Source organism: Williamsia sp. (assembly GCF_016462415.1).
In the GTDB taxonomy this organism is placed as follows: domain Bacteria; phylum Actinomycetota; class Actinomycetes; order Mycobacteriales; family Mycobacteriaceae; genus Williamsia_A.
Window position 1 is genome coordinate 1 of the sequence record NZ_JAEMTF010000241.1, and the last position, 1552, is coordinate 1552.

Annotated in this window: 3 protein-coding genes; 2 read left to right on the forward strand and 1 reads right to left on the reverse strand. The window is 64.6% G+C overall.

Annotation, left to right across the window (positions count from 1 at the left end; genetic code table 11):
- Window positions 1–427: class I SAM-dependent methyltransferase (locus tag JHC79_RS23740; RefSeq protein ID WP_296395558.1), on the forward strand; the 427-nt coding region annotated here is incomplete at its 5' end.
- 27 nt (window positions 428–454) lie between these two features.
- Here the strand turns inward: JHC79_RS23740 and JHC79_RS23745 are convergent.
- Window positions 455–673, reverse strand: a complete 219-nt coding sequence (locus tag JHC79_RS23745; RefSeq protein WP_296395560.1) for a hypothetical protein — start codon at window positions 671–673, stop codon at window positions 455–457.
- Window positions 674–919: 246 nt separating this feature from the next.
- Here JHC79_RS23745 and JHC79_RS23750 point away from each other — a divergent pair, with 246 nt between their 5' ends.
- Entirely contained in the window at window positions 920–1459 is a 540-nt protein-coding gene (locus tag JHC79_RS23750) for a DNA starvation/stationary phase protection protein (protein ID WP_296395419.1), read from the forward strand.
- Window positions 1460–1552: the final 93 nt, after the last annotated feature.

The following is a 1552-nucleotide window of genomic DNA, read 5'->3' on the forward strand; positions in this document are numbered from 1 at the left end:
GCAGCGCTGCGAGTCGATGGTGTGCCTCGAACTCGACCCTCGAGCCGTCGAGCTGGCCCGCGACCGACTGGTCGAGGTCGGCGACCGGGTCGCCGTGCACGTCGCCGACATCGCCGACGGGATCGAACCCGATGGCGACCAGTTCGATCTGGTCGTCGCCAGTGAGGTCCTCTACTACCTCGACGACCATCGACTGACCGCCGTCACCAAGGCCCTCGACCGACACCGTCATGCCGGTGCGACGGTCATCGTCGCCCACTGGCGACACCACGTGTCCGCGTATCCGTGGACGGGTGACGAGGTACACGAACGTCTCAGAACGGTGCTCGGTCCCACACAGGCGACGTACACCGACGACGACGTCGTGATGGACGTGTTCACCCCGCCAGGCACGGACTGGGTGGGCAAGGCCGGCGGGCTCGCCTGACTCTCGTTGGCCTCTGACCGCCTCGGACTACAGGCGCGACAGCGCGTAGATCGTCGCCAGTCCGGCGCTCGCGAACAGGGCCAGGATCACCGCGGCGATCGCCAGCGACCCCAGCAGGGGCAGCGCAACGATGAACATGCAGGTCAAAAGGGCGAGGGTGACCACGACACCGCTCAGCCGGATGCCCTCATGAGCCGTGGTGGAATCGTCGGGAGTGAGATCGGAATCGTCCAGGATTGCGTGCATGACGCTCCTCGTCTGGTTCGTGCGATCGTCGTTCGGGTAATCGTGCCGACTGGTTTCGCACGCTGTCGAGAGATGACGTTGTCACCCCCGCATCGCGGCACCGCATCCTCGATGTCACGGATCGACAACAGAACGAACACAGTCTGGTCTCGACACTCGTTACCGGATCGTTACCGCAGCTTCGGTCTGATTGCGATTCGATCAGGGCGGTGGGCAAGAACGGTAATCGCACCTACCGTCGAGGACATGGCTACTTTCACAACGCCCGGAATCTCCCCCGAGGACGCAGCTGCGGTGTCGAGCACCCTGCAGGAGCGCTTGAGCGCCCTGAACGATCTGCACCTCACCCTCAAGCACATCCACTGGAACGTCGTCGGCACGAACTTCATCGGCGTGCACGAGATGATCGATCCGCAGGTCGAGCTCGTCCGCGGTTACGCAGACACCCTCGCCGAGCGCATCGCCACCTTCGGCGAGTCGCCGCGGGGCACCGCGAACGCGATCGAGAAGGATCGCTCGTGGGACGACTACACGCTGGGCCGCGACTCGGTTCAGGCCCACCTCGGAGCCCTCGACCTCGTCTACGTCGGTTTCATCACCTCTCATCGCGATGCCATCAAGTCGGTCGGTGAGATCGACCCGGTCACCGAGGACATCCTCATCGGCCAGACCGCAGAGCTGGAGAAGTTCCACTGGTTCGTCCGTGCGCACCTCGAGAACTACACCGGCGAGCTCTCCACCGCCGGCGCCAAGTCCGAGAAGGAAGCAGCCGACCAGGCTCGCTGATCCCCCCGACCATCACGGCCCGGCAACCGCTGGACCACCCCCCATCACAGGAGGAACACCATGGGAATCGTCGACAAGGCCAAGAACGCGGCA

Bases quoted from the DNA above. Each gene is read 5' to 3' on its own strand.
- JHC79_RS23745 (WP_296395560.1), bottom strand. From the start codon at position 673: ATGCACGCAATCCTGGACGATTCCGATCTCACTCCCGACGATTCCACC.
- JHC79_RS23750 (WP_296395419.1), top strand. From the start codon at position 920: ATGGCTACTTTCACAACGCCCGGAATCTCCCCCGAGGACGCAGCTGCG.